Raw genomic sequence first — 19,164 nt, 5'->3', positions numbered from 1 at the left:
ACCATGACCGTCCAGGGATTGGGTCATGCGCTTCGATCTTGATCCTTGAAGGGTTCAGCTGACCCTCAAGTTAAAGAATATTGTCCGAAAAGTTGCCAGATGCGCATGGCTGGACTCCGCAAGCCCTGCAGACGGTCAGCAGCACCCGGAGGCACGACATTCGCGACTGATGTCAAAGAATGAGGGCTGACCAGGGGCTCGAGTCTCTGGTCGGGACCCTCTCGTCGCCGTCGGCCGTTACTGGCACCGGTTCCAGCGGTTCCTCCAGCGGAGAGTTCTCCATCGCACTTAGCTTGGGATTGTCGCCTGGTGGCGGACATCGGCGGTGCTGGCGGCCTTGTGAGCCGTCTCAAGCTGCTTGACGCCCTTCTCCTGGACCACGCCGGACTTCTCGAACTCGTTCTTGACCTGGGCGGAACCTGGTGCGCAGTGAGTCCAGGGCTGGGCGTTCGCCCGGTCTCGGGATGTGGCGACCAGGCGTCACTGCAGTCGGTGGCGTCACAAGCGTCAACGCTGTCTGACCGAAGCTGTTTGCCCCTTCAGCCGCTGGCCGCGTTGCTGCAGCTGAGCCGCAATATCTGATCCGAGTTGTGGGACTTGCTTCAGAGCGGATTCCTGCCGTCGTATTCGGCAGGAATCCGCTTCAGGAGGCCGAGCGTCGAGGGCGCCTGAAATCGTCCACCATTTGATCTTGTAGGTGGCGCTCCCAAGGGCTTCGGGCAAAGGGTTCGCTCGTATTCTTGGGCGGCGAGGGCGGCTTGCGATAAGTGCCTGGATCCGGCCAGGGTGCTGCCGATGGATCTGCGGACGACCCTCTACTGGCCACACGTCATTCGGGAGCGGGCGATGGACCACGAGATTCAGCTGATCAGCGACGGTGACGGGCTGGCGGTGATCGGGCGTCCGGCGGACGTCGAGCGCTTCTTGGCCTCGGAGCAGCTGGAGTCACGGGACCTCGGGCTGCATCGGCTGAAGAGCTTGGCCCACGTCGGGTCGGTGGCGGCTCAGGCCGGAGCGGTGATTGCCGAGAACTCTGGTCGTTGGGTGAAGATGACCCAGGACTCTGCGGACTTCGCGCGCAAGTACGGGCTGCGCGAGAGCGCTGGACGCAACCTGCCTACGGGCGTGGTCAACGGGCAGTCTGGCCAGATACGGAAGATCGTCGAATTCTCGCAGGGGCCGGGTTCGGCACCGGCGCTCCTGGCCAACCCCGCAGTCCTGGCCGGCGCCGCGGGCATCATGGCCCAGGTGGCCATGCAGCAGAGCATGGCCGAGATCACCGAGTATCTGGAACGGATCGACGCCAAGCTCGACGAGGTGCTGAATGCGCAGAAGGACGCTGTACTCGGCCGCATCGTCGGGTCCGGGTTCGCGATCGACGAGGCGATGATCCTCTGGGAAGCACGCGGCCGGGTCGATCCGGTCAGCTGGTCGAAGGTACAGACGGTTTCGACGACGCTCGGCGAGGTGCAGGCGGACATCGTCCTGCGGCTGGACCGGCTTGCCCGGAAGCTTGAGAGCGAGGGCAGTATGGCCGAGCTCGCGGGGACCGTCGGCCCGGCCGCGGTCGAGGTTCGGGATTGGCTTGTCGCCCTGGCCCGTTGTTTTCAGCTGCTCGATGCGTTCGCCCTGCTCGAGCTCGACCGGGTGCTGGACGATGCGCCGGAAGAACTGGACGCTCACCGGCAGGGGCTGAAGGCTGCTCGGGCGAAGCGATTGCAGGTGATCGCGCAGAGCACTGAGCGGTTGCTGGCCAGGATGGGCGACGCGGTCGGCCGGGCCAATGAGAACGTGCTGCTCAATCCGATGCAGTCGCCGGCCATCGTGCGGGCCGGGAACCAGATCTCGGCCGGGGTCCACGAGTTCTACGTTGGGCTGGGGATTGAGTCCGGTCACGAGGACGCGGCGACGCGAGCCTGGACAGATGCTGCGTCGGAGGCGATGGACAAGGCGCTTGTGGTGGGCGGGCAGGGGGTCGAGGCGGTTCGCGGGTTCGGGGGCGAAGCTATTGGGCAGGCTGGGGCTGTTGCGGGCAAGGTCTCCAGCGGGCTTGCTGGGCGGGTGCGCAAGTGGCGTGGGGGTTCCGAGGACTGAGATGAACCGTAACCCCCTGTGCCTGCCGACCCCGCCGGGCCAGCCTCGCGGCTTCTGAAAAGTCCTCTTCGTCAGAGCCGGTCGCGCAACCTCGAAGCAGACCGTAGCCACCGTTGCGGCAAAGGCTGCGAACCCCGGCGCGTCCTGATCACCTCTGCCCCGGTGCCGACGGTAGTTCCGACCAGAGCCGTCTTCCAGATCCGGGGACTCCATGAGCGTTCGCACCCTCACCTGCCCTTCGTGTTCAGAAGCGCTGCCGACGAATTCTGCCTTCTGCGGTAATTGCGGTGCCAACCTCAGAGCAGTGCCGAGCCCTAGATCAGCGCCCCAGGAAGAGTCGATCGTCCAGACGCCGACACCGGGAGGTCGGAAACGGGTCTTGTTCGGGGCGTTGAGCGTGATCCTGGTGGTCGGCCTGGTCTCGGGCGGTCTGGCCGTTGCCGGCGTGTTTGATCGCGGACCGAGCGAGGCGGAACTCAAGGCACAGCGCGAAGCGGCAGCAGCGGCGGATCTTGCCAAGCAGCAGGAGGCGGTCCGCGCAGACTTCGAGAACCTGATGTCCCACCGAGATGTCTTCTTCGCCGCGGAACGCCAGTTCCTGCCCGCCATGAAGCGGGCCACTGCGGCAACCACGGCCTACAACAAGAAGGTCGCGGACGTGGAGGCCGAGAACGAGCGGATCCGGGCTGCTTACGCGCCGGCCTACGCCGAGTGCGCCCAGTACAGCTACGTCAGTTGCCCGAATCCCGACTACGCCGACATGCCTGATGCCCCGGACATCAGTGACGAGGTGAAGCAACTCGAAGCCGTGTCGAAGTCGATGAACGCCTTGAAGGCGGAGTTGGTCGGTGTTCAGGCGGAAGGCGACATGGCCACGGCCTACGCCCAACTGCAGAGTGCGGCCGAGACGCTGGGCGAGGATGCGAAGGAGAACGCGACCATCCTCAACGAGGCAGTCCAGATTTATGACGAGGGTGAGGGAGCTGGGTACGTCGACAAGACGAAGCTGAAAGCCCTCAACGGCAACGATGCTCTGCCGTCGATCAAGCAGATGAACGCCACCCTGGTCCAGGTGCTGAAAGACGCCAAGATCGCGGTGGGTACGTACGACCTGCCCGGTGGGCGCGACCTGGACAAGGCCGACCACAGCATGAGCATCTGATGGCCGAGAGATTCTGCATCGAGTGCGGCAGCGCCCGGGTCGACGACGAGCCCTTCTGCACGGCTTGCGGTGCCCGCTTCGACACAGCCCAGGCTCACTCGCCGGCAGTAGAGGCTCATGCATCCGGGGATCACCACGCCGGCCGGGTGATCGGCCTGGTGGCAGCTGCGGTCACGGTGGTCGTCGTCGGAGCCATCGCCGTCATCGGCCTGGGCCGTGATGACGAGTCCGTCGCGCCGGCAGCTTCGAGTCCGCGGTCGAGCTCTCGGTCGAGCGCGAGTGCGTCTTCGCCGCCCGTGGAACCCAGCGCCACGATGCCCACCGAAGATCCGGAAGCCGCCGCCGAAGAGGCCGCTGCCAAGAAGCTCGCGCAGCAGAAGAAACAGGCGAAGTCCCTGGTCAAGGTGATCAAGCAGAGTGAGAAGGCACGCGGCAAAGTACGCGAGGGCGTTCAGTTGGTCTCCTCGTGCGAGGACACAGTGCGGGGCGCAGCGCTCCTACGGGAGGCCGTGGGCATCCGGGCGGCCGTTCTCAGCCAGTTGGTAGACGCAGAAGCCGGTGCCCTCCCGGACGGGAAGAAGATCGTCACTGCGCTCAAGGACGCGCAGAGCGAGTCCCTACGCGCCGACCAGTCGTACGTGCGTTGGGCGGACAACGGCTACTGGAACTGCTGGGAGAGTGCAACCGCCTACCAGGACAGCGACTACCAAGCCGGAGCCGACGCGTCCGTGCAGGCCCAGGCCGCTAAAAAGCGCTTCGTGAAGTACTGGAAGCCCGTCGTCGAACTGACTGGTGTGCGCACGTTCACGGTTGATCAGGTCTAGCTACGTCGTCAGAAGGGCGGCTCACCCCACGGAGCCTCGGCCGGCGCCGATTGCGGCGGAGGATCAACCCGTCGCAGCTCTTTGTCCCAGGCTTCATCACGCAGTCGGGCCCTGGTTACAGCGTCGGCCTCGTCCTCGGCGGACCCCTTCTGATCGGTGAGTCCGGCAGAATCCGGCGGTGGTTCGATGTGACGCTGCCCCAGCCGACTACGGAACTCAATGCTGCCGACGGGGTAGGGCTCGTCGGACCGGGTGAGGCGAAGTGACCAGCCGCCGTTGGTCTTGAGCCGGTGATGCGTGCGGCAGAGCGGAATCAAGTTGCAGGGGCAGGACTTTCCACCCTTGGCGAAAGGAATGGCGTGGTCAACGTCGCAACGGGCGGCGTCGAGCGTGCACCCTGGGTGGACACACTGCGGGAAGCGACCGAGGACCTGATCCAGCACGGTCTGGCGGGGCTTGTAACGAGTGGACGTCTCGGTGCAGTTGGCCTGGTCGCCCGGACCATGGGTGAGTGGTTGCCTTCCCTCGCGCAGGACGAGAGTTATCTTGGCTGCTTGCCGCAGTAGATCGCGGCCGAGCGAGGCAGGTACCAAGCCGTGCGCGTGCAGTTCGGTGAGGTGGTCGTCGAGGTGGAGCGCGGTCTCTAGACCGATGGTGAGGTGGACGTGGGGCCTGCGGCCTTGCTGCATGGGCAGGGTGGCTGGGTCTGCGTTCAGGACGAGCCGACGCAGTATGTCGGCGCGGCGTTGCTGGTGGCTTCGTGGGTCTGGGGTGCCGGCGCGGCGGGCACGGTCTCGCTGGGCGTCGGCCAGAGCGTCGAGGGCGGCGGTGATCTGCCTGATGTCGTCGGCACGCATCTTGACGTTCAGGCCGCCCATGCCGTCGGGTAGTGGGAACGCACGCACGTAGCAGTCTTTCTGCTCTACAAGGTAGCGCTTTTCGGTGGCTCTCGGGTCGACGGCGTGGATCTCCCGCTGGGTGATTCTGCGGGCTGAGTCCCAGGTCTTGCCCGGGAGCTTGTCGGCCAGGGCGGCTTCGACCGTGCGCCACTTCGCGGTGCCCGGCTGCATGACGTGGATCATCCGCTCGTGGGTCACCACTGCAATTCTCCACTGCAGTCTGCCTTGACGCGCGAGCTGCCAGAGCAGGGGGAGATCCTGAACAACAGCAACGGCGTCGCCGACGAGTGAGACCGCCTCACGCTTGTGCAGGGCCAGAGCCAGGCCGATCTCGGCCGCGACGGAGTCAATGCCCTCGACTGCAGCGCCCACCGGATAGTGGCCGGGGAAGGTCAACTCGACACCGGCGATCTCGGCCGCACGTTCCAACGTTTTCGCCTGGATCGCGGTAAGGCGGTTCAGTAGCTGTGATGCTGCGACTGCTGCCCCCAGAAGCACCTTTTCAGGAGCACAGTCGAAGTTCAGCGCCTCGAGTGCAGTGCAGAGCTCGGTATCCGACCACTCGCTGAACTCGACCTCGGGCCACGAAGCCAGCCCACCATCGTCTCTCATCGGTGACAGCACCCCCCAGTACGTCTGCCGCGTACATCCAGTGTAAGTCACATCTCGTCAGACATTTTCGGCTGTGGATAACTGTCCAGCGCCTGTGTGCCCTGACCAGGTCGTCTCCTTGGGCGGGGGAGTGTGCCGGCTAGCACGATGGCCATGCCGAGACAGGCCATGGGGCTGGGAATCTCGTTGAGAATGAACGCGGCGAGCGTCATCACGATGGCTGGGGTGATGGCACCAGCGAGGCTGCAGAACCAGGCGCCGAGTTCTCGCAGGGCAATTGCGTAGCTGACGGCAGAGAGGATGCCGCTGGCGATGCCCTGCACGATGACGAAGAGCCAGATTTCGGTGGCGGGAGCGTGGCTCAGGCTGGACCAGTCAGCGAGTAGGAGTGCTGGAATTGCCCAGGGGGCCGACATCAGCAGCACGGTGGTCAGGGGTGAGAGTCGGGCCTTGCCTTGGGTCAGGGTGTAGATCGTCCAGAGGGCTGCTGAAGCCAGGAGGATCAGGACGCCGGCGCCGCTTCCTGGGGTGCCCAGGGCCAGAACGGCTATGCCGGTGGCGATGATCGCTGGTTGTGGGCCGAACCGGCGGGATGTGAGGGCGATCAGGAGTGGGGCGGCGCCGAGGTTCACGATGGACACATGGGCGGCGCTGGAGAGACCGGCTCCCCAGGCGGTGATCAGGAAGAACGGTAGGCCGCCGCCGACTGCGATGCCGAGGCAGGCCTTCGGGTCGGCCTGGGAGATCTCTTGCAGAGCTTTTCGCCACCAGGGCAACAAGAGGACGGTCGGGGCCAGGAAGCGGATCGCGGCGACTTCGGGGGCTTCCAGTTGGGTGAAGCTGATCGCGCGGGTGCTCAGGGCGAAGCCGACCCAGGCCGTCATGGCCAGGGCCAAGGCCAGGAATCCTTTGGCGTTGCTTCGCATGGCTCGTATAGTAACCACGAACAGCTCGCATAGTGGCAGGAGATGTGGTGGACGATCCCTTCGCCTTGGCGTTGGCCTCGACGATCCAGGCGGTCCGCGCCGAGCGTGACCTGTCGGTGGCAGCCCTGGCCTCGTCGTCGGGGGTGTCGCGGGCGATGATCGGCAAGATCGAGCGGGGCGAGGTGCAGCCGACCGCTGCCTTGCTGGCGAAACTGGCTGTGGCGTTCGGTATTACCCTGTCCGGTCTGCTTGCTCGGGTTGAGGGGCAGCATGAGCGGGTTGCGCGGCGGGCCGATCAGCCGGTGTGGAAGGACCCGGAGCAGGGGTACCTTCGTCGGGCTGTTTCGCCGCCGGCGGCATCCTCGATTGAACTGGTTGAGGCTGAATTGCCGCCGGGTGCTGAGGTTACGTATCAGCCTGAGATCTTCCGCCTTGCCGATCAGCAGATCTGGATGCTGAGCGGGCACTTGCGGTTCATTGAGGGGGAGCAGGTGCATGAGCTCGACGCTGGTGACTGTCTTCAGCTGGGCCCGCCGGCCGTCTGCACGTTCGTGAATCCCGGCGAGTCTCCCTGCCGATACCTCGTTGTTCTCAACAAGTCTGGCCGCTGACCTTCACTTCGCCCGATCGGAAGTATGTTTCATGTTCATTCGCGATGCTGTCGAGGCCGACGTCGAGGCGATCACAGCGATCTACAACGATGCCGTGCTGAACAGCACGGCCATCTGGAACGACAAACCGGTGGACGTTGCGGACCGGCTTGCCTGGCTGGCGGCTCGGCGGGCGGCCGGCTATCCGGTGCTGGTTGCGGACGACGGCTCGGTGCTGGGGTACGCCTCGTTCGGTGACTACCGGCCCTTCGAGGGCTACCGTCACACGGTTGAGCATTCCGTGTATGTGCGAGAAGGACAGCGCGGAGCGGGAGTGGGCCGGAAGTTGTTGGAAGAGCTGATTGTTCGCGCTCGCGGTTTGGACAAGCACGTGATGGTGGCGGGGATCGAGGCCGGGAACGTGGCGTCGATCCGGTTGCACGAGCGGTTGGGCTTCGAGCAGGTGGGGTTACTGAAGGAAGTTGGGGTCAAGTTCGGTTCTTGGCTGGATCTGGCTTTCCTGCAGTTGACGTTGGGCTCTGGGCCGGTTTCGGACTGAGCATCGCGAAGCGCTACTGGTTGACCTTGGACATCTGGGCAGCGAACGCCTCCAGTTGCGGCAGGATAATCAGGATGAGTCGGGCGGTGGCCACAGCGAACAGGAGTAACGCCGCGACGGCGCCGAGCAGGACAGAAGCGATACCGATACGACGCCCGGTGGAGAGCTTCTGCCTTGCTGCACGATCAGCCGAGCTGGTCCTGCGAAGACAAGTCACGGTGACATCCTTCTGGGCGGGTCTTGATCGGATTCCGCCTTGGGCTGAAGTCTTTGACCGATCAGGCAGGGGGTTGTTGCCTCCAGTGTTGTGTTACCGCGGGTTCGAAGAGTGACTGAGGCCCCGGTCTCGTCATCTCTGATCGAGAAGCCGTCAGAAGGCTTCGACCAGTTGTCCGGCCTGTCCGAGACGCCGTGACGGGCCGCGACTTCGACGAGTTCGCTGCGTAGTTCGGGCCAGAGCTTCTCCGGGACAGCGCCTTCGGCCCTCCCGAGGCTGAAGGTTCCGATCAGGGTGTTCTCGATCTCGTCGGCGGGGTACGGGCACTTCGCTTGCTCGATCTCCCGGAAGCCGTCCTGATCCCACCGCAGTTCGGGGGCGTGTTCTTCGATCGCATCACGCATCTCGGAAAGCATCGCCTGGTATTCGGCGGCGACTTCCTGGTACGGCGGCCTCGCATCAATGATGGCCTGTTCCTGAGCGACAGCTTCCTCTTCCTGCCTGCGTTGGTCGCGTTCCCCCTGGGCCAGGCCCACGAGGAGGAGGGCACTCGGCCCGAGGACGATCAGCAGCGCGGGTATGGCGATCAGGAGGCCGATGAAGTTCCCGACACTCATGGAGGGGCGGCTGGGCTTTTCTGGCTGCGTCATGCCCGGTTCCGGACCGGGGTGACGCCGGGGTTCTGGCTGGGTCGTACGAGTAACACGGAGCCTCTTCGCCTGGATCTTCCTGGACCACCTGATCGATGCGGCGTGGGCGTTCGGCGTTGCATTGATCATGGTGTTTATGGGCCAGGTCACGCGGGATAGCGGGTACGGCAGGTTGGCTCTGTGGCGAAACGGTCATAACGCACTCCTGCCAGCCGCGCGCCCCGGTGCGCGCAAACGTCTTCAAGCATGGTGTTTTGGTTGAGGGCTCTGCGGGTCGTGCAACAGGTCGGGGGAGCGGCGCGTCCTTGCTGCGACTTGTGGCCTGGCTTTGGGCTATGACGCAGAACCCGGGAGACCCCTTGCAACCTCAGCAATACCCGCCGTACCTGCCAAGGCCCAACGAGCCGGCCGAGAGCACGCTCGCGGTCGGGTACCTCAGGAGCTCGATCTTCATGATCTTGCTCGTCGTGCTGCTGGGGGTCTGGCTGGGGTATCTCTCGTTGTGGAAGGGATGGTGGGTCTTCTTCCTCATCCCGGCGCTGCTGCCGGTGATGGCGATCGAGATCGGCACCCAGGCTGCTGCGCTCACGGCTCTGCGGGTGCACGGCGAGCCGCCCCGGATGTCCCGGCGCATGGCGGCACTGATCGAGGTGCTGGCGGCGGCTCAGCTTGTGGCCGTGGCGGGGACGTACCTGTGCTTTCCGGCTCTCGCAGATACCACCGACTCCTCGGCCTTCACGTTCATCTGGGCTGACATGGACACCTTCATCGTGAAGCTCTCCTGGGCCCTGACCGTGGTTTCGGGAGTGGCGGCCGTAGGGGTGACCGTTGCGCTGCTGATCCTGCTGGCTGTGCTGCGGGGCCGATCGAGTAGTTGGAGCTGAGGAGTGAAGCAGACGAATCAGCACCTTGCTGTGGAGATCCCGCCGGGCTGGCCCCAGCCCCGGCTGTCCTGGAAGCTGGGCACGAGCTTGATCGTCTGTGCCCTGATGGGCTGGGGGTTATGCAAGTTCGCTGAGGTGGGGATGCAGGCAGGGGATACAGCATTGGCCATCATGTTCGGTTCGATGGGAGTGCTGCTTCTCGCCATAGTCGTCTTCAATCTCTTCATGTTGTGGCAACCGCGTCCTTCCCGACGGCCGCCCCGGCTGGGCTGGAACCATCGGGACGAGCGCGGGATGGCGTTTTTCTATGCCCGGAAGCCGATGATCGTTTTCCTTCTCTTCCTCGAGCTTTGCGTTGTCAGCCAGGGGGGAAGGCTTTTCGCGATCGAAGATCTCCATCCGGTAATTCCTGGCCTGGTCCTGACGGTGTTCTTCCTGGTGTTCAATTGGATACTGGTAGGGACTTACCGCGACGGCCGAGGAAAGCTGGTGTTGACTCCGAGCGGGGTGTACCACCGTTCGGGGGTATGGGAGCAGTTCGTGCCCTGGGAACTGGTCACCGACGTGAAGGCCGTGAAAAGCAGGCCTCAGCCCTCGATCGAGGTGGCGTATGTGCCTGCGGTGACCGTTCTCTCGCGAAACCACGGGACCTGGCTCGGTGTTGGCGTGGATCCTGGTTGGCGGATCGTGATCGGGACGAGCCCGTTGCGCGGTCAGGCGGTGCCGGCCTATCGAGCGCTGAGGTTCTACTTCGAGAATCCGCATCTGCGCTCGGAGCTCGGGCAGGGCGATCCGCAAGCGGTCACGTCAGTTAGAGTTTCGGATCGTGGGTGCGGGGCCCCGGCCGAGTGAGCCTGTGCGCCTTGGTGCGCGCATACGTTTTCAGTTGGAGAGCCCGTGCAGTCTGAGCATTACATGCATCACCCGCGGAATCCACCACCCCCTGTTCACGAAATGCACGCGGTCGGCTACCTCGCCGACAAATCCGGGATGCTCTGGACCATCCTGCTGACTGCCGTTGTGATGGCCCTGATGTCGATGACGAAGGGCTGGTGGCTCTTCTACCTGATCCCTGCGCTGCCTTTCGTCGTGGCGGTCGAGTTCGCCACGCAGGATGCCGCGATGATCGCCTTGCGTAAGCGGGGTGGGCCGAACGAGATGTCCAAGGCCATGGCCGTGCTGATCGAGACGCTGGCGGCGGTCCAGTTGCTGGCGGCGGCCGTGACCTACTTCTGTCTTCCGAGCCTCGCCGACACCACCGCCTCCACGGCCTTTTTGTTCGTCGAGGCCGATATGCACACTCTCATCGTCAAGCTTTCCTGGATCGTGACGCTGGTGTCGGCATCTGTGGCGGTAGGGACGACGATTGCGCTTGGGATGCTCCTGGCAGCCCTCCGCAAGCGGTCGCGTCCGGCTGATCGGCCTTTTCAGGGGTTCAGTTAGGGGGTTCGGATCATGGCCGGCGTGCACGCCGGGTAGGACGGTGCCGGCAGTCCTGCGGTACGGCATGCTGCTCACGTGACGGAACACCTGGAAGCCGAACTCGTGAAGTACCTCTCTCAGCCGGACCTGGACCACGTCGAGCTGGTCGCCGGCGACGACCTGCGGTTGCGGATCGATGTGGTGCAGGCCGGGCAGCTCTTCTACTGGGTGAGCTTCATTGCGGCTGACGACGCGGCGTTCGACACCGCCTTCACGGCGAAGGCGGCCATGCGGTCGTTCCCGTGGACCATGCCGTTCCGCCCGAAGCTGGAGCGGGGACAGGCCACATTGCCGGCGCTGTGCCGGTGGCAGCGGGCCTACGCCGACGACACGGCCGGGCTGTGCCTCACCTTGCTCACCGAGCACTTCCGCGTGGACCTGGAAACGGTTGAGCTGGTGAACGCCTCGAACGGCCAGCCGGGCCCGTCGGCGAACGAGCCTTCCGAAACCGCGGCCAAGACTCAGAAAGCCTGGCTGGGCGCGATCACGGCCTGGTACATGCGCTCGCGGAAGTAATCAATACATCCGCTGGATCGATTTCTCGCGCTGGCGATCCGCGGCCTCGCGCAGTTCCGGCAGCGGGGCCTCGAGCTCAGCCAGAGATTCTTCAGCGGCACCCAGCGATGCCTGCACTACGGCCAGCTTCTCGCGCAGTTCGTTGCGGCGTTTGGTCAGCCGATTGACCTCGAACCGGGCGTCAGCCGCGGCGTTGTGGGCTCGGTCGTAGGCGTTGGCCGCCGAGCGGGTCACCAGTTCCCAGTCCCAGCGCGCCCGGAATTCCTTGCAGCTGATGTAAAGCATCGAGGGCGACAGCCAGAACTGCTGGCCGTACCGCTCCCATTCGACGTCGAACTGGGCATCGCCGACCGGGGACAGGCCCATGCTGCTTCGGTCGTGCATCCGGACCAGCCCGGTAGCGTCGACGTCGGGCTCGACCTCGGCGATCTGTCCTTTGGGGTAGCGACGCACGCGGATCACGTCACCACTGTCCGGCCAGTCGATCCGGCGGTAGGCCGGCATGGGCACCTCCTCGGCATGCTGCTTCTACGTCATAGAAGTACCCCCAAGCGTGATGAATTGAAACGCTGAGTGATCAAGCTGTGAGGCAAGGTGAGGATCGGTATTAACGTGGCGAACCGTGTCATCAGCTTCCCGTTTCGCGCAGATCATCACCGACCTCCTGTCCCCGTTCCACCTCGTCGCCTTCACCGTGCTTGTGGTTGCCTGTACCGAGTCCGGCCTGGTTGCGGGGCTGGGGTGGGCCCTGCTCACCCTGTTGTTCACCCCGGGCGTCCCACTCGTGCTGGTGCTGGTCGGCATCCGCGGGGGTTGGTGGACCGATCGCCACGTCCACATCCGCGAACAGCGACTTTGGCCGATGACTGGCGCACTCGCGTCCATAGTTCTGGGTCTGACCGTGCTTTCCCTGACCGGTGCTCCCCGCGCCATCGGGGCACTGGTGATCGCGATGACGGCTGGGCTCACGGTGACGCTGGCGATAACGACGGTCTGGAAAATCTCGGTGCATTCGGCGGTGGCGGCCGGTAGCGCGGTCTGTCTGGGTATCCAATGGGGGACGTTCGGCGCGGCGATCGCTGTCGTGCTGGCTGCGGGGGTGGCTTGGTCGCGGATCGAGCTGCGGGCGCACACCCCGGGCCAGGTTCTGGCCGGGGCCATGGTGGGGGCTGGAGTGGCGGCAGCGTTGTTCTGGCCGCTCAGCGGGTGATCGGGCGCGGTTATCCACAGTGGGCCGCGGCTTGGGCGGGGCCGCGGTGCTGGCGGGGGCGCCGAGCTGGGTCGTTCTTTGGAAGTCACGCCGGCCTTGACGGCTTGTTCGGCGGATCTGCCACCCAGCCTTGGCGAGACCGCGCCAGCCCGATCCACCCGGGCGAATTCACGACACCGCGTAAACAAAGCGTCTCTGGCAGCACTTTGTTTACGCGTTCCCCTGGAATCGCCCGCGCAGAGCCGGCCAACGACCGCTCACGATGTGTCAAGGTGGTCCATCCGGTACCAGGTGTACACATCATCTGAGTGTCCCCGCCCACCGCTCACGGTCCGGGACGGCTTTCCGGTGCGGTGAGCACCAACCTTGGCCAGGTCAACTCCGCCCCGGCAGTAGGCATGGACTTCAAAACACGCTCTAGGCAGATCGCCCGTGCTGTCTCGTTCATTGCGCGTTCAACGAGGATGGGCGGCGCGTCCACATTGGGCGTGCAGCATGGACGAAGCGTCCGGATCAACGTCCCCCGGGTGCAGAAGGAAGTTCTGTGTCACGCCCCGTCCTCATCTTTGACTTCGACGGCACCGTCGCGCTCGGCCACGGTCCGGTCTTCGCCTACGCTGCAGCGGTCGACGAAGCCGCCGGCCTGAACGGCGAAATGGCCAGCAAGGCAGCGGAAATGATTGCTGCCGGCACGGACAACGGCGCCATCGACGCCTACGACCTGGTCAGGATGCTCGCGGTGGAAGCGGGCGCCGGGCCGGAGGCGCTCGACCTGGGGTACAAGGTCAGCCGGGCCCAGCTGGGTACCGATCAGGCCGCGATCCTGGCGCCGATCGGGCTGGCCGCGTTCCTCGGGCAGGTCGACGCCGAGCGCATCCTGATCACCAATGCCCCGGAAGATCGCCTGGCCGAGGCGATTACGCTGCTCGGTCTGGACGGCTGCTTCGACCGGGTGCTCAGCTCGGGCGGTAAGCCGGACGGGCTGGGCCGGCTGATCGACGAGCTCCTCGCGGCAGACCAGAAGCGCCGGATCCTCTGCATCGGGGACATCTGGCGCAACGACCTGGAGCCGGCCCACGCACGAGGTCTGGACACGGCGCTGGTCGGCGGCTGGGGTAGCGAAAAACGCCCGGCCACCTACCAAGCCGCCGATGTGGCCGAGCTGCTGCCACAGATCCAGGCCTGGGTCGGCCAATGACCAGGGACTCGCGCTGGGCCTACCTGTTCATCGCCCCGGCGGTCGCGGTGTTCGCCGTGTTCACCATCCTGCCCTCGATCGCGACCTTCGGGATCTCGCTGTTCGACTGGAACTGGCTGAACATGAGCCGATCCGAAATGGTCGGCGCGCAGAACTATCTCGACATGATCAAGGGAGCGACCACCCCGTCCTTCTGGTCCACCCTGGCCACCACCGCAGTCTTCGTGATCAGCATGGTGGCCGGTGGCACCGCCCTCGGCCTGGCCATCGCCATGCTGCTGCGAAAGTCGAACAGGATCAGCATGTTCGGCCGCTCCGCGGTGTTCCTGGCCTTCGTGACCCCGCAGGTGGCCACGTCGATCGCCTGGATCTGGATGTACAACGACCGGTTCGGCGTGCTCAACGCCCTGCTCCAGTCGCTGAACGGCCCGCGGATCGACTGGCTGGGCGACCCGGCCTTCGCGATGCCCGCGATCGTCATCTATTCGCTCTGGCACGGCACCGGTTTCACCATGATGATCTTCATCGGCGGGCTGACCAGCGTGTCCAAGGAGCTCGGCGAGGCCGCCCGGGTGGACGGGGCCAACCGCTGGCAGGAGTTCTGGCACGTCACCCTGCCCGAGCTTCGCCCGTTCGTGATCTTCGCCGTGGTGATCGCCACGATCAACGCTCTGCAGGCCTTCACCCAGTTCTTCGTGATGACCAGCGGCGGGCCCGGGCACTCCACCTCGACCCTGGGGTTGCAGGTGTACCAGCAGGCCTTCGTCTCGCATCACGCCGGTTACGCGGCCGCCCTGGCCGTCGTCCTCTTCGCCATCACCGCAGTCATGGCCTTCGCACAGCAGCGATTCAGCCGCCGTCTCGAGCAGTAAACCCGCATCAGCAACAAAAGACACAGAACCAGGAGCACCACCATGTCCGCATTCCGTCTGGTCGGACTCACCGTAGTGGCCGGGCTCGTCCTCACCGCCTGTGGTAGCGGCGGGGAAGACGCCGCGAGCACCGACGGCAAGGTCGAGATCACGTTCATGCACGCGATGTCCGGCGGCGCCCACAAGCCCGCGCTGGAGGCCGCCACCGAGCGTTTCGAGGCCGCCAGCCCCGACATCACCGTCAACCTGCTGGAACAGCCCGACTACAGCACCCTGAACACCAAGCTGCAGTCGCAGGTGGCGGCCGGCGACTCGCCCACGCTCTCGCAGGTCAACCCCAACTGGACGGTGGCGCTGGCGGACAGCGAGGTGATCGTGCCGCTGGACGAGCGGATCGCCACCTCCAGCACCTACGAGTCGTTCTACCAGGGCATCAAGGACGACATGAAGCTGGTGGACGGCAAGAACTGGATGTGGCCGTTCAACAAGTCGATGTACGTGCAGTACTACAACACCGACATGGTCAAGGACGCCCCGGCCACCTGGGACGACCTCGAGTCCACCCTGGTCGACGTGTCCAAGGACGGGGTGGTCGGGCTTTCGACGGACGTCGGCGGAGCGACCGGGATCGCCGGCGGCAGCGAGATGGTCGGCATCATCGCCAACTCCAACGGCGGCAGCCTGTTCGACGCCGAGGGCAAGCCCACCTTCGACGACCCGAAGGTCGTGGAGGCGCTGAACTCGTTCGTCGAGCTGCAGGAGAAGGGCGCGCTGGCGGTCGGCAAGAACTACCCCGGGCAGCAGGCTCTGGGCGCGGAGAAGGGCGCTTTCGACCTGAGCACCGTGGCCGCGCTGGAGTACAACCTGGCCGCGATCGACGGCAAGTTCGAGATGGGCGTGGCGCCGCTGCCGGAAGGCACCGAGGGCGCGTCGAACCTGATCTCCGGCACCAACATCGCGATGTTCGCCGACACCACCGAGGCCGAGCAGGACGCGGCCTGGCAGTACCTGGAGTTCCTGGCCTCGCCGGAGGAGATGGCCGAATGGGCCTCCGCCACCGGCTACCTGCCGATCTCGTCCGAGGCCACCGAGCAGCCGGCCTACCAAGAGTTCGTGAAGGAGAACGCCTGGGCCACCGACGTGGTCGCGCAGCTGGACACCGCCACCCGGCCGACCCCGCGGGAGTGGACGCAGGACTCGCTGAACATCTTCGCGACCGCTGTGTCGAACGCGCTCTCCGGCTCGGCGAACGCGGCGGACGCCCTGGCCGAGGCCCAGAAGAACGCCACTGCGCTGGTCAAGTAGGTGACGGTGTCCTGGCGGACCAGGCGGCTGGCCGGCCGCCTGGTTCACTCCGCCCTGATCCTCGCTCTGGCCACGGTGTTCCTGTTCCCGCTGCTGTGGGTGCTGAACACCAGCCTGGCGCACGAGGGTGACGTGTATCAGGTTCCGCCGTCGTTCATCCCGGGCTGGGACTGGGAGAACTACACCCGGGCCTGGGAAGCCGCGCCCTGGCCGCGCTACTTCGGCAACACCTTCTTCATCGCCGGCTGTGTGTCGGCGCTGAGCATGCTCACCTCGCTGATGGCCGGATTCGCCTTCGCCGTGATGCGTTTCCGGGGCAAGGCCCCGGCCTTCGGCTTGGTGCTGTCGGTGCTGATGATCCCGCAGACGGTGCTGCTGATCCCGAACTTCCTGCTGGCCAGCAACCTCGGTCTGCTCGACACCTACACCATCCAGATCCTGCCCTGGATCGCCACCGCCTTCGGGATCTACCTGGTGCGGCAGGCCTTCGAGAAGGTGCCGGGTGAGCTGTTCGAGGCCGCCGAGATCGACGGGGCCGGGCCGGTGCGGATGCTCTTCTCGATCGGTGCGCCGCTGGTCGTGCCGAGCCTGGCGATCGTCGGCCTGAACTCGTTCCTGGGTTCGTGGAACTCGCTGATCTGGCCGTACATCTTCACGTCTTCGGACGAAAAGCGGCCGATCGAGGTGGGTCTGCAGCTGTTCTACGGTGCCGAGGGCACCGACTGGACCGGGCTGAGCGCGGCCGTGGTCTTCACCACCGTCCCGCTGATCCTGATCTACCTTTTCGCCCAGCGCTATTTCATCAGCGACGACTTCGGCGTGCACGGCGCCGTTCGGGGCTAGACCTACTTTCAGACTAAGGACGTTCGTGAGCACTTTCGCTGAAACCAGAGTTGAGATCCTGGGTGGGATCGGGATGATCGGCGGCAGCGTCATCCTGGTCAGCACCCCCAAGGCCCGCGTTCTGCTGGACTTCGGGATGCGCGGCCTGAACCAGGGGCTGCTGCGTTCCCCCAGCGGCCCGCGGCCGGGTTACGAGCTCGTCGATCTGCTGCGCGCCCAGGAACTTCCGGACGCGCCGGGGATCTACGACCCCGCCCAGCTGACCCTCGACCCCACCCTGGCGGCGGCTCGGGCGGCAGCCGCGGACCCCCGTCCCACTGCTGTTTTCCTCAGCCACGCGCACATCGACCACGAGGGCGCACTCGGGTTCCTCGACCCGTCCATTGCTGTGTACGCCTCGGTGGACACGGTGAAGATGCTCGACGCGCTGAACGACACCGGTCAGCCGCGTCCGGGCCGTACCCTGCGCCCGATTCCGGTGGCCGAGGGTGAGCGGATCCAGCTCGAGGACATCACGGTCGAGGTCGTCCTGGTCGAGCACGACGTGCCGGGCGCCAGCGGCATCATCGTCACCACCCCCGAGGGCACGCTGGTCTACACCGGCGACATCAACTTCCACCGCAACGAGGGCCGGCGCTCGCACGCCTTCGCCGAGCGGATCCGCGGCGTGGAGATGCTGGTCACCGAGACCACGATGCTCTCGCACGGCAAGGGCAACGACCGTCCGGTACGCAGCGAGGCGGAGATCGACGAGATCTTCACGGCCACCCTGCAGCGGGTGCCCGGTCTGGTGCTGCTGTCGGCCTACTCCCGCGACGTCGAGCGGGCCGTGCGGCTGATCGAGCTGGCCCGCCGCAACGGTCGCGAAGTGATCTGGCCCAGCCGCGATGCCGCGCTGCTGCACGCAATGGGGGCCACGAACGTCTCCAGTTGGGCTCCTGGACGTCCCGAGCAGGACCCGCGCCCGCTGCCCGAGAGCGTGAACCGGGTGAGCATGGAGCAGGTGGTGGCCGAACCCGGTCGTTACGTCGTGCAACCGGACGGCCATGACGCCCCGGCCCTGGCCGATCTGCCGGTGGTGGCCGCCAGCACGGTCTGGGTGCACTCACAGGGTGAGCCGCTCGGCCCGTTCATGCCCAACTGGCACGTGTTCCAGGACTGGCTGGGCAAGCTCGGCATCGACGTGGTCGCGGCCGGCTCGAGCGGTCACGCCACCCGCGCTGACCTGCTGAAGTTCATCGAGTTCGTGGCTCCCGGTTGTGTGGTGCCGATCCACGGCACGCGGCCCGAGGACGTCGAGGTCTCGGTGGCCCGGCTGCTGCCCGAGTACGGCGCGGTCTACCGGCTCGACGGCAGTGTGGTTGAGTAGGCCTGTGTCAGCCGACATTCCGGACGCGCCGACCACCGTGCGGGCGGCCTCGTTGCGTAACACACTGCAGCCGACCGAGCGCCGGGTGGCCGACTTCATCGTCGCCGAACCCGAGACGGTGGTGGAGCTGACCGCGCAGCAACTGGCCGACCGGACGGGGGTGGCCCGCTCGTCGGTGGTGCGCGCCTGCCAGTCGCTGGGCTATCGCGGCTACCCCCAGCTGCGGGTGGCCCTGGCGGCGGAACTGGGTGCGCAGAAACCGGTCGAGCACGGAGACGGCGCGTTGGGGCGCCTGCGTACGGCGATCGACCGCACGGCGCAGGCGCTGCAGACCACCACCAGTCTGCTGGACGCGGTGGAGCTGGATCTGGCGGTGCAGGACATTGCTGCGGCGCGGCGGGTGCTGGCGGTGGCCAACGGGCTCTCGGCCACGGTGGCCACGGATCTGGCCATGCGGCTGACCTCGGTGGGGCGGCCGGCTGAGGTGGTGGCCGACGCGCTGTCACAGCAGATCGCCGCCCGCCAGCTCGGCCCGGAAGACGTCTGCGTGGTGCTCAGTGGTACCGGGGTGAACGAGTCGAGCCTGCGAACCGCCTCTGCCGCAGCGCATGCCGGGGCCAAGGTGATCGCCCTGACCTCGTTCCAGGACTCACCTCTGACCCGGCTGGCCACTCGGGTGCTGGTGATCGCCCCGGCCAGCTTCCGCAGCGAGCTGGAGAACTACTCCCGGGTGGCGCATGCGGCCTTCGTCGAGGCGCTGGTGCACGAGGTGAGCGATGCCCTGGGCGAGCGCTCGCAGGCGGCTCGGGGGCTGGTTCTGGAGATCCTGTCCGATCACCTCGGCGAAGGCCCCTCGTAAAGCTGGACTTGGGGACAACGTCGCCGTGGCAGTGGGAGAGGCGGTGTTGTGCTTCATGCTTTGTTTACGCACTGAGGCTTTCGGTGGCCCGGC

21 protein-coding genes are annotated in these 19,164 nt (G+C 65.7%); 16 read left to right on the top strand and 5 right to left on the bottom strand.

Translation table 11 applies throughout. The features are described from left to right. The first annotated feature begins 795 nt into the window (after positions 1 to 795). From LR394_RS12900 to LR394_RS12890, 3 genes are all read left to right on the top strand, one after another. Positions 796 to 2,094, top strand: a complete 1,299-nt coding sequence (locus LR394_RS12900; RefSeq protein WP_231441357.1) for a hypothetical protein — start codon at positions 796 to 798, stop codon at positions 2,092 to 2,094. 391 nt (positions 2,095 to 2,485) lie between these two features. Beyond that, complete coding sequence (locus tag LR394_RS12895) at positions 2,486 to 3,256, top strand: hypothetical protein (RefSeq protein ID WP_231441355.1); 771 nt, start codon at positions 2,486 to 2,488, stop codon at positions 3,254 to 3,256. A gap of 146 nt (positions 3,257 to 3,402) precedes the next feature. Continuing rightward, the gene (locus tag LR394_RS12890; protein WP_231441353.1) at positions 3,403 to 4,080 is read left to right on the top strand and encodes a hypothetical protein; all 678 of its coding nucleotides are present in this window, start codon (positions 3,403 to 3,405) and stop codon (positions 4,078 to 4,080) included. An 8-nt stretch (positions 4,081 to 4,088) separates the two neighbouring features. Here LR394_RS12890 and LR394_RS12885 read toward each other — a convergent pair whose 3' ends face one another. After that, a complete protein-coding gene (locus LR394_RS12885; protein WP_231441351.1) occupies positions 4,089 to 5,591 on the bottom strand; it encodes an HNH endonuclease signature motif containing protein in 1,503 nt (500 codons plus the stop codon). 47 nt (positions 5,592 to 5,638) lie between these two features. Next, complete coding sequence (locus LR394_RS12880) at positions 5,639 to 6,517, bottom strand: DMT family transporter (protein ID WP_231441349.1); 879 nt, start codon at positions 6,515 to 6,517, stop codon at positions 5,639 to 5,641. 47 nt (positions 6,518 to 6,564) lie between these two features. On the opposite strand from LR394_RS12880, the gene LR394_RS12875 reads away from it, so the two are divergent. Together LR394_RS12875 and LR394_RS12870 are read left to right on the top strand one after the other, a co-directional pair. Then, complete coding sequence (locus LR394_RS12875; protein ID WP_231441347.1) at positions 6,565 to 7,128, top strand: helix-turn-helix domain-containing protein; 564 nt, start codon at positions 6,565 to 6,567, stop codon at positions 7,126 to 7,128. Between the two features lie 31 nt (positions 7,129 to 7,159). Further along, complete coding sequence (locus LR394_RS12870; RefSeq protein WP_231441345.1) at positions 7,160 to 7,666, top strand: GNAT family N-acetyltransferase; 507 nt, start codon at positions 7,160 to 7,162, stop codon at positions 7,664 to 7,666. Positions 7,667 to 7,679: 13 nt separating this feature from the next. Here LR394_RS12870 and LR394_RS12865 read toward each other — a convergent pair whose 3' ends face one another. Together LR394_RS12865 and LR394_RS12860 are read right to left on the bottom strand one after the other, a co-directional pair. Further along, positions 7,680 to 7,883 (bottom strand): hypothetical protein, encoded by a 204-nt coding sequence (locus LR394_RS12865; protein ID WP_231441343.1) that lies wholly within the window; start codon positions 7,881 to 7,883, stop codon positions 7,680 to 7,682. Continuing rightward, positions 7,880 to 8,533: an LppA family lipoprotein gene (locus tag LR394_RS12860; RefSeq protein ID WP_231441341.1), complete on the bottom strand. Its 654-nt coding sequence runs from the start codon at positions 8,531 to 8,533 to the stop codon at positions 7,880 to 7,882. Before LR394_RS12860 ends, LR394_RS12865 begins: the two co-directional genes overlap by 4 nt. A 452-nt stretch (positions 8,534 to 8,985) precedes the next feature. On the opposite strand from LR394_RS12860, the gene LR394_RS12855 reads away from it, so the two are divergent. From LR394_RS12855 to LR394_RS12840, 4 genes are all read left to right on the top strand, one after another. Continuing rightward, the gene (locus LR394_RS12855) at positions 8,986 to 9,417 is read left to right on the top strand and encodes a hypothetical protein (RefSeq protein ID WP_231441339.1); all 432 of its coding nucleotides are present in this window, start codon (positions 8,986 to 8,988) and stop codon (positions 9,415 to 9,417) included. A 3-nt stretch (positions 9,418 to 9,420) separates the two neighbouring features. Beyond that, positions 9,421 to 10,269 (top strand): hypothetical protein, encoded by an 849-nt coding sequence (locus LR394_RS12850; protein WP_231441337.1) that lies wholly within the window; start codon positions 9,421 to 9,423, stop codon positions 10,267 to 10,269. A gap of 102 nt (positions 10,270 to 10,371) precedes the next feature. Then, a complete protein-coding gene (locus tag LR394_RS12845; protein WP_231441335.1) occupies positions 10,372 to 10,860 on the top strand; it encodes a hypothetical protein in 489 nt (162 codons plus the stop codon). A 75-nt stretch (positions 10,861 to 10,935) separates the two neighbouring features. Then, the gene (locus tag LR394_RS12840; protein ID WP_231441334.1) at positions 10,936 to 11,415 is read left to right on the top strand and encodes a hypothetical protein; all 480 of its coding nucleotides are present in this window, start codon (positions 10,936 to 10,938) and stop codon (positions 11,413 to 11,415) included. Here LR394_RS12840 and LR394_RS12835 read toward each other — a convergent pair whose 3' ends face one another. Next, on the bottom strand, positions 11,416 to 11,919 hold the full coding sequence (locus LR394_RS12835; RefSeq protein WP_231441332.1) for a hypothetical protein: 504 nt from the start codon (positions 11,917 to 11,919) through the stop codon (positions 11,416 to 11,418). A gap of 118 nt (positions 11,920 to 12,037) precedes the next feature. Between LR394_RS12835 and LR394_RS42905 the strand changes: the two genes are divergently transcribed. From LR394_RS42905 to LR394_RS41525, 7 genes are all read left to right on the top strand, one after another. Next, on the top strand, positions 12,038 to 12,625 hold the full coding sequence (locus LR394_RS42905) for a phosphatase PAP2 family protein (protein ID WP_231441331.1): 588 nt from the start codon (positions 12,038 to 12,040) through the stop codon (positions 12,623 to 12,625). A gap of 544 nt (positions 12,626 to 13,169) precedes the next feature. Beyond that, a complete protein-coding gene (locus LR394_RS12825) occupies positions 13,170 to 13,823 on the top strand; it encodes an HAD family hydrolase (RefSeq protein ID WP_231441329.1) in 654 nt (217 codons plus the stop codon). After that, a complete protein-coding gene (locus LR394_RS12820) occupies positions 13,820 to 14,695 on the top strand; it encodes a carbohydrate ABC transporter permease (RefSeq protein ID WP_231441327.1) in 876 nt (291 codons plus the stop codon). The genes LR394_RS12825 and LR394_RS12820 overlap by 4 nt, the downstream gene beginning before the upstream one ends. Before the next feature lie 42 nt (positions 14,696 to 14,737). Beyond that, entirely contained in the window at positions 14,738 to 16,000 is a 1,263-nt protein-coding gene (locus LR394_RS12815; RefSeq protein ID WP_231441325.1) for an ABC transporter substrate-binding protein, read from the top strand. Between the two features lie 6 nt (positions 16,001 to 16,006). Beyond that, entirely contained in the window at positions 16,007 to 16,843 is an 837-nt protein-coding gene (locus tag LR394_RS12810; protein ID WP_231441324.1) for a carbohydrate ABC transporter permease, read from the top strand. 25 nt (positions 16,844 to 16,868) lie between these two features. Continuing rightward, the gene (locus LR394_RS12805; RefSeq protein ID WP_231441322.1) at positions 16,869 to 18,212 is read left to right on the top strand and encodes an MBL fold metallo-hydrolase; all 1,344 of its coding nucleotides are present in this window, start codon (positions 16,869 to 16,871) and stop codon (positions 18,210 to 18,212) included. A gap of 4 nt (positions 18,213 to 18,216) precedes the next feature. After that, the gene (locus LR394_RS41525) at positions 18,217 to 19,071 is read left to right on the top strand and encodes a MurR/RpiR family transcriptional regulator (RefSeq protein ID WP_331283060.1); all 855 of its coding nucleotides are present in this window, start codon (positions 18,217 to 18,219) and stop codon (positions 19,069 to 19,071) included. The last annotated feature ends 93 nt before the right edge of the window (positions 19,072 to 19,164 follow it).

Source organism: Kineosporia babensis, assembly GCF_021129305.1.
Classification (GTDB): Bacteria; Actinomycetota; Actinomycetes; order Actinomycetales; family Kineosporiaceae; genus Kineosporia; species Kineosporia babensis.
This window is presented reverse-complemented; position numbering and strand designations above follow the sequence as displayed.

Bases quoted from the DNA above. Each gene is read 5' to 3' on its own strand.
- LR394_RS12885 (WP_231441351.1), bottom strand. From the start codon at position 5,591: ATGAGAGACGATGGTGGGCTGGCTTCGTGGCCCGAGGTCGAGTTCAGC.
- LR394_RS12835 (WP_231441332.1), bottom strand. From the start codon at position 11,919: ATGCCGGCCTACCGCCGGATCGACTGGCCGGACAGTGGTGACGTGATC.
- LR394_RS12815 (WP_231441325.1), top strand. From the start codon at position 14,738: ATGTCCGCATTCCGTCTGGTCGGACTCACCGTAGTGGCCGGGCTCGTC.
- LR394_RS12820 (WP_231441327.1), top strand. From the start codon at position 13,820: ATGACCAGGGACTCGCGCTGGGCCTACCTGTTCATCGCCCCGGCGGTC.
- LR394_RS12900 (WP_231441357.1), top strand. From the start codon at position 796: ATGGATCTGCGGACGACCCTCTACTGGCCACACGTCATTCGGGAGCGG.
- LR394_RS12855 (WP_231441339.1), top strand. From the start codon at position 8,986: ATGATCTTGCTCGTCGTGCTGCTGGGGGTCTGGCTGGGGTATCTCTCG.
- LR394_RS12845 (WP_231441335.1), top strand. From the start codon at position 10,372: ATGCACGCGGTCGGCTACCTCGCCGACAAATCCGGGATGCTCTGGACC.
- LR394_RS12870 (WP_231441345.1), top strand. From the start codon at position 7,160: ATGTTCATTCGCGATGCTGTCGAGGCCGACGTCGAGGCGATCACAGCG.
- LR394_RS12880 (WP_231441349.1), bottom strand. From the start codon at position 6,517: ATGCGAAGCAACGCCAAAGGATTCCTGGCCTTGGCCCTGGCCATGACG.
- LR394_RS12860 (WP_231441341.1), bottom strand. From the start codon at position 8,533: ATGACGCAGCCAGAAAAGCCCAGCCGCCCCTCCATGAGTGTCGGGAAC.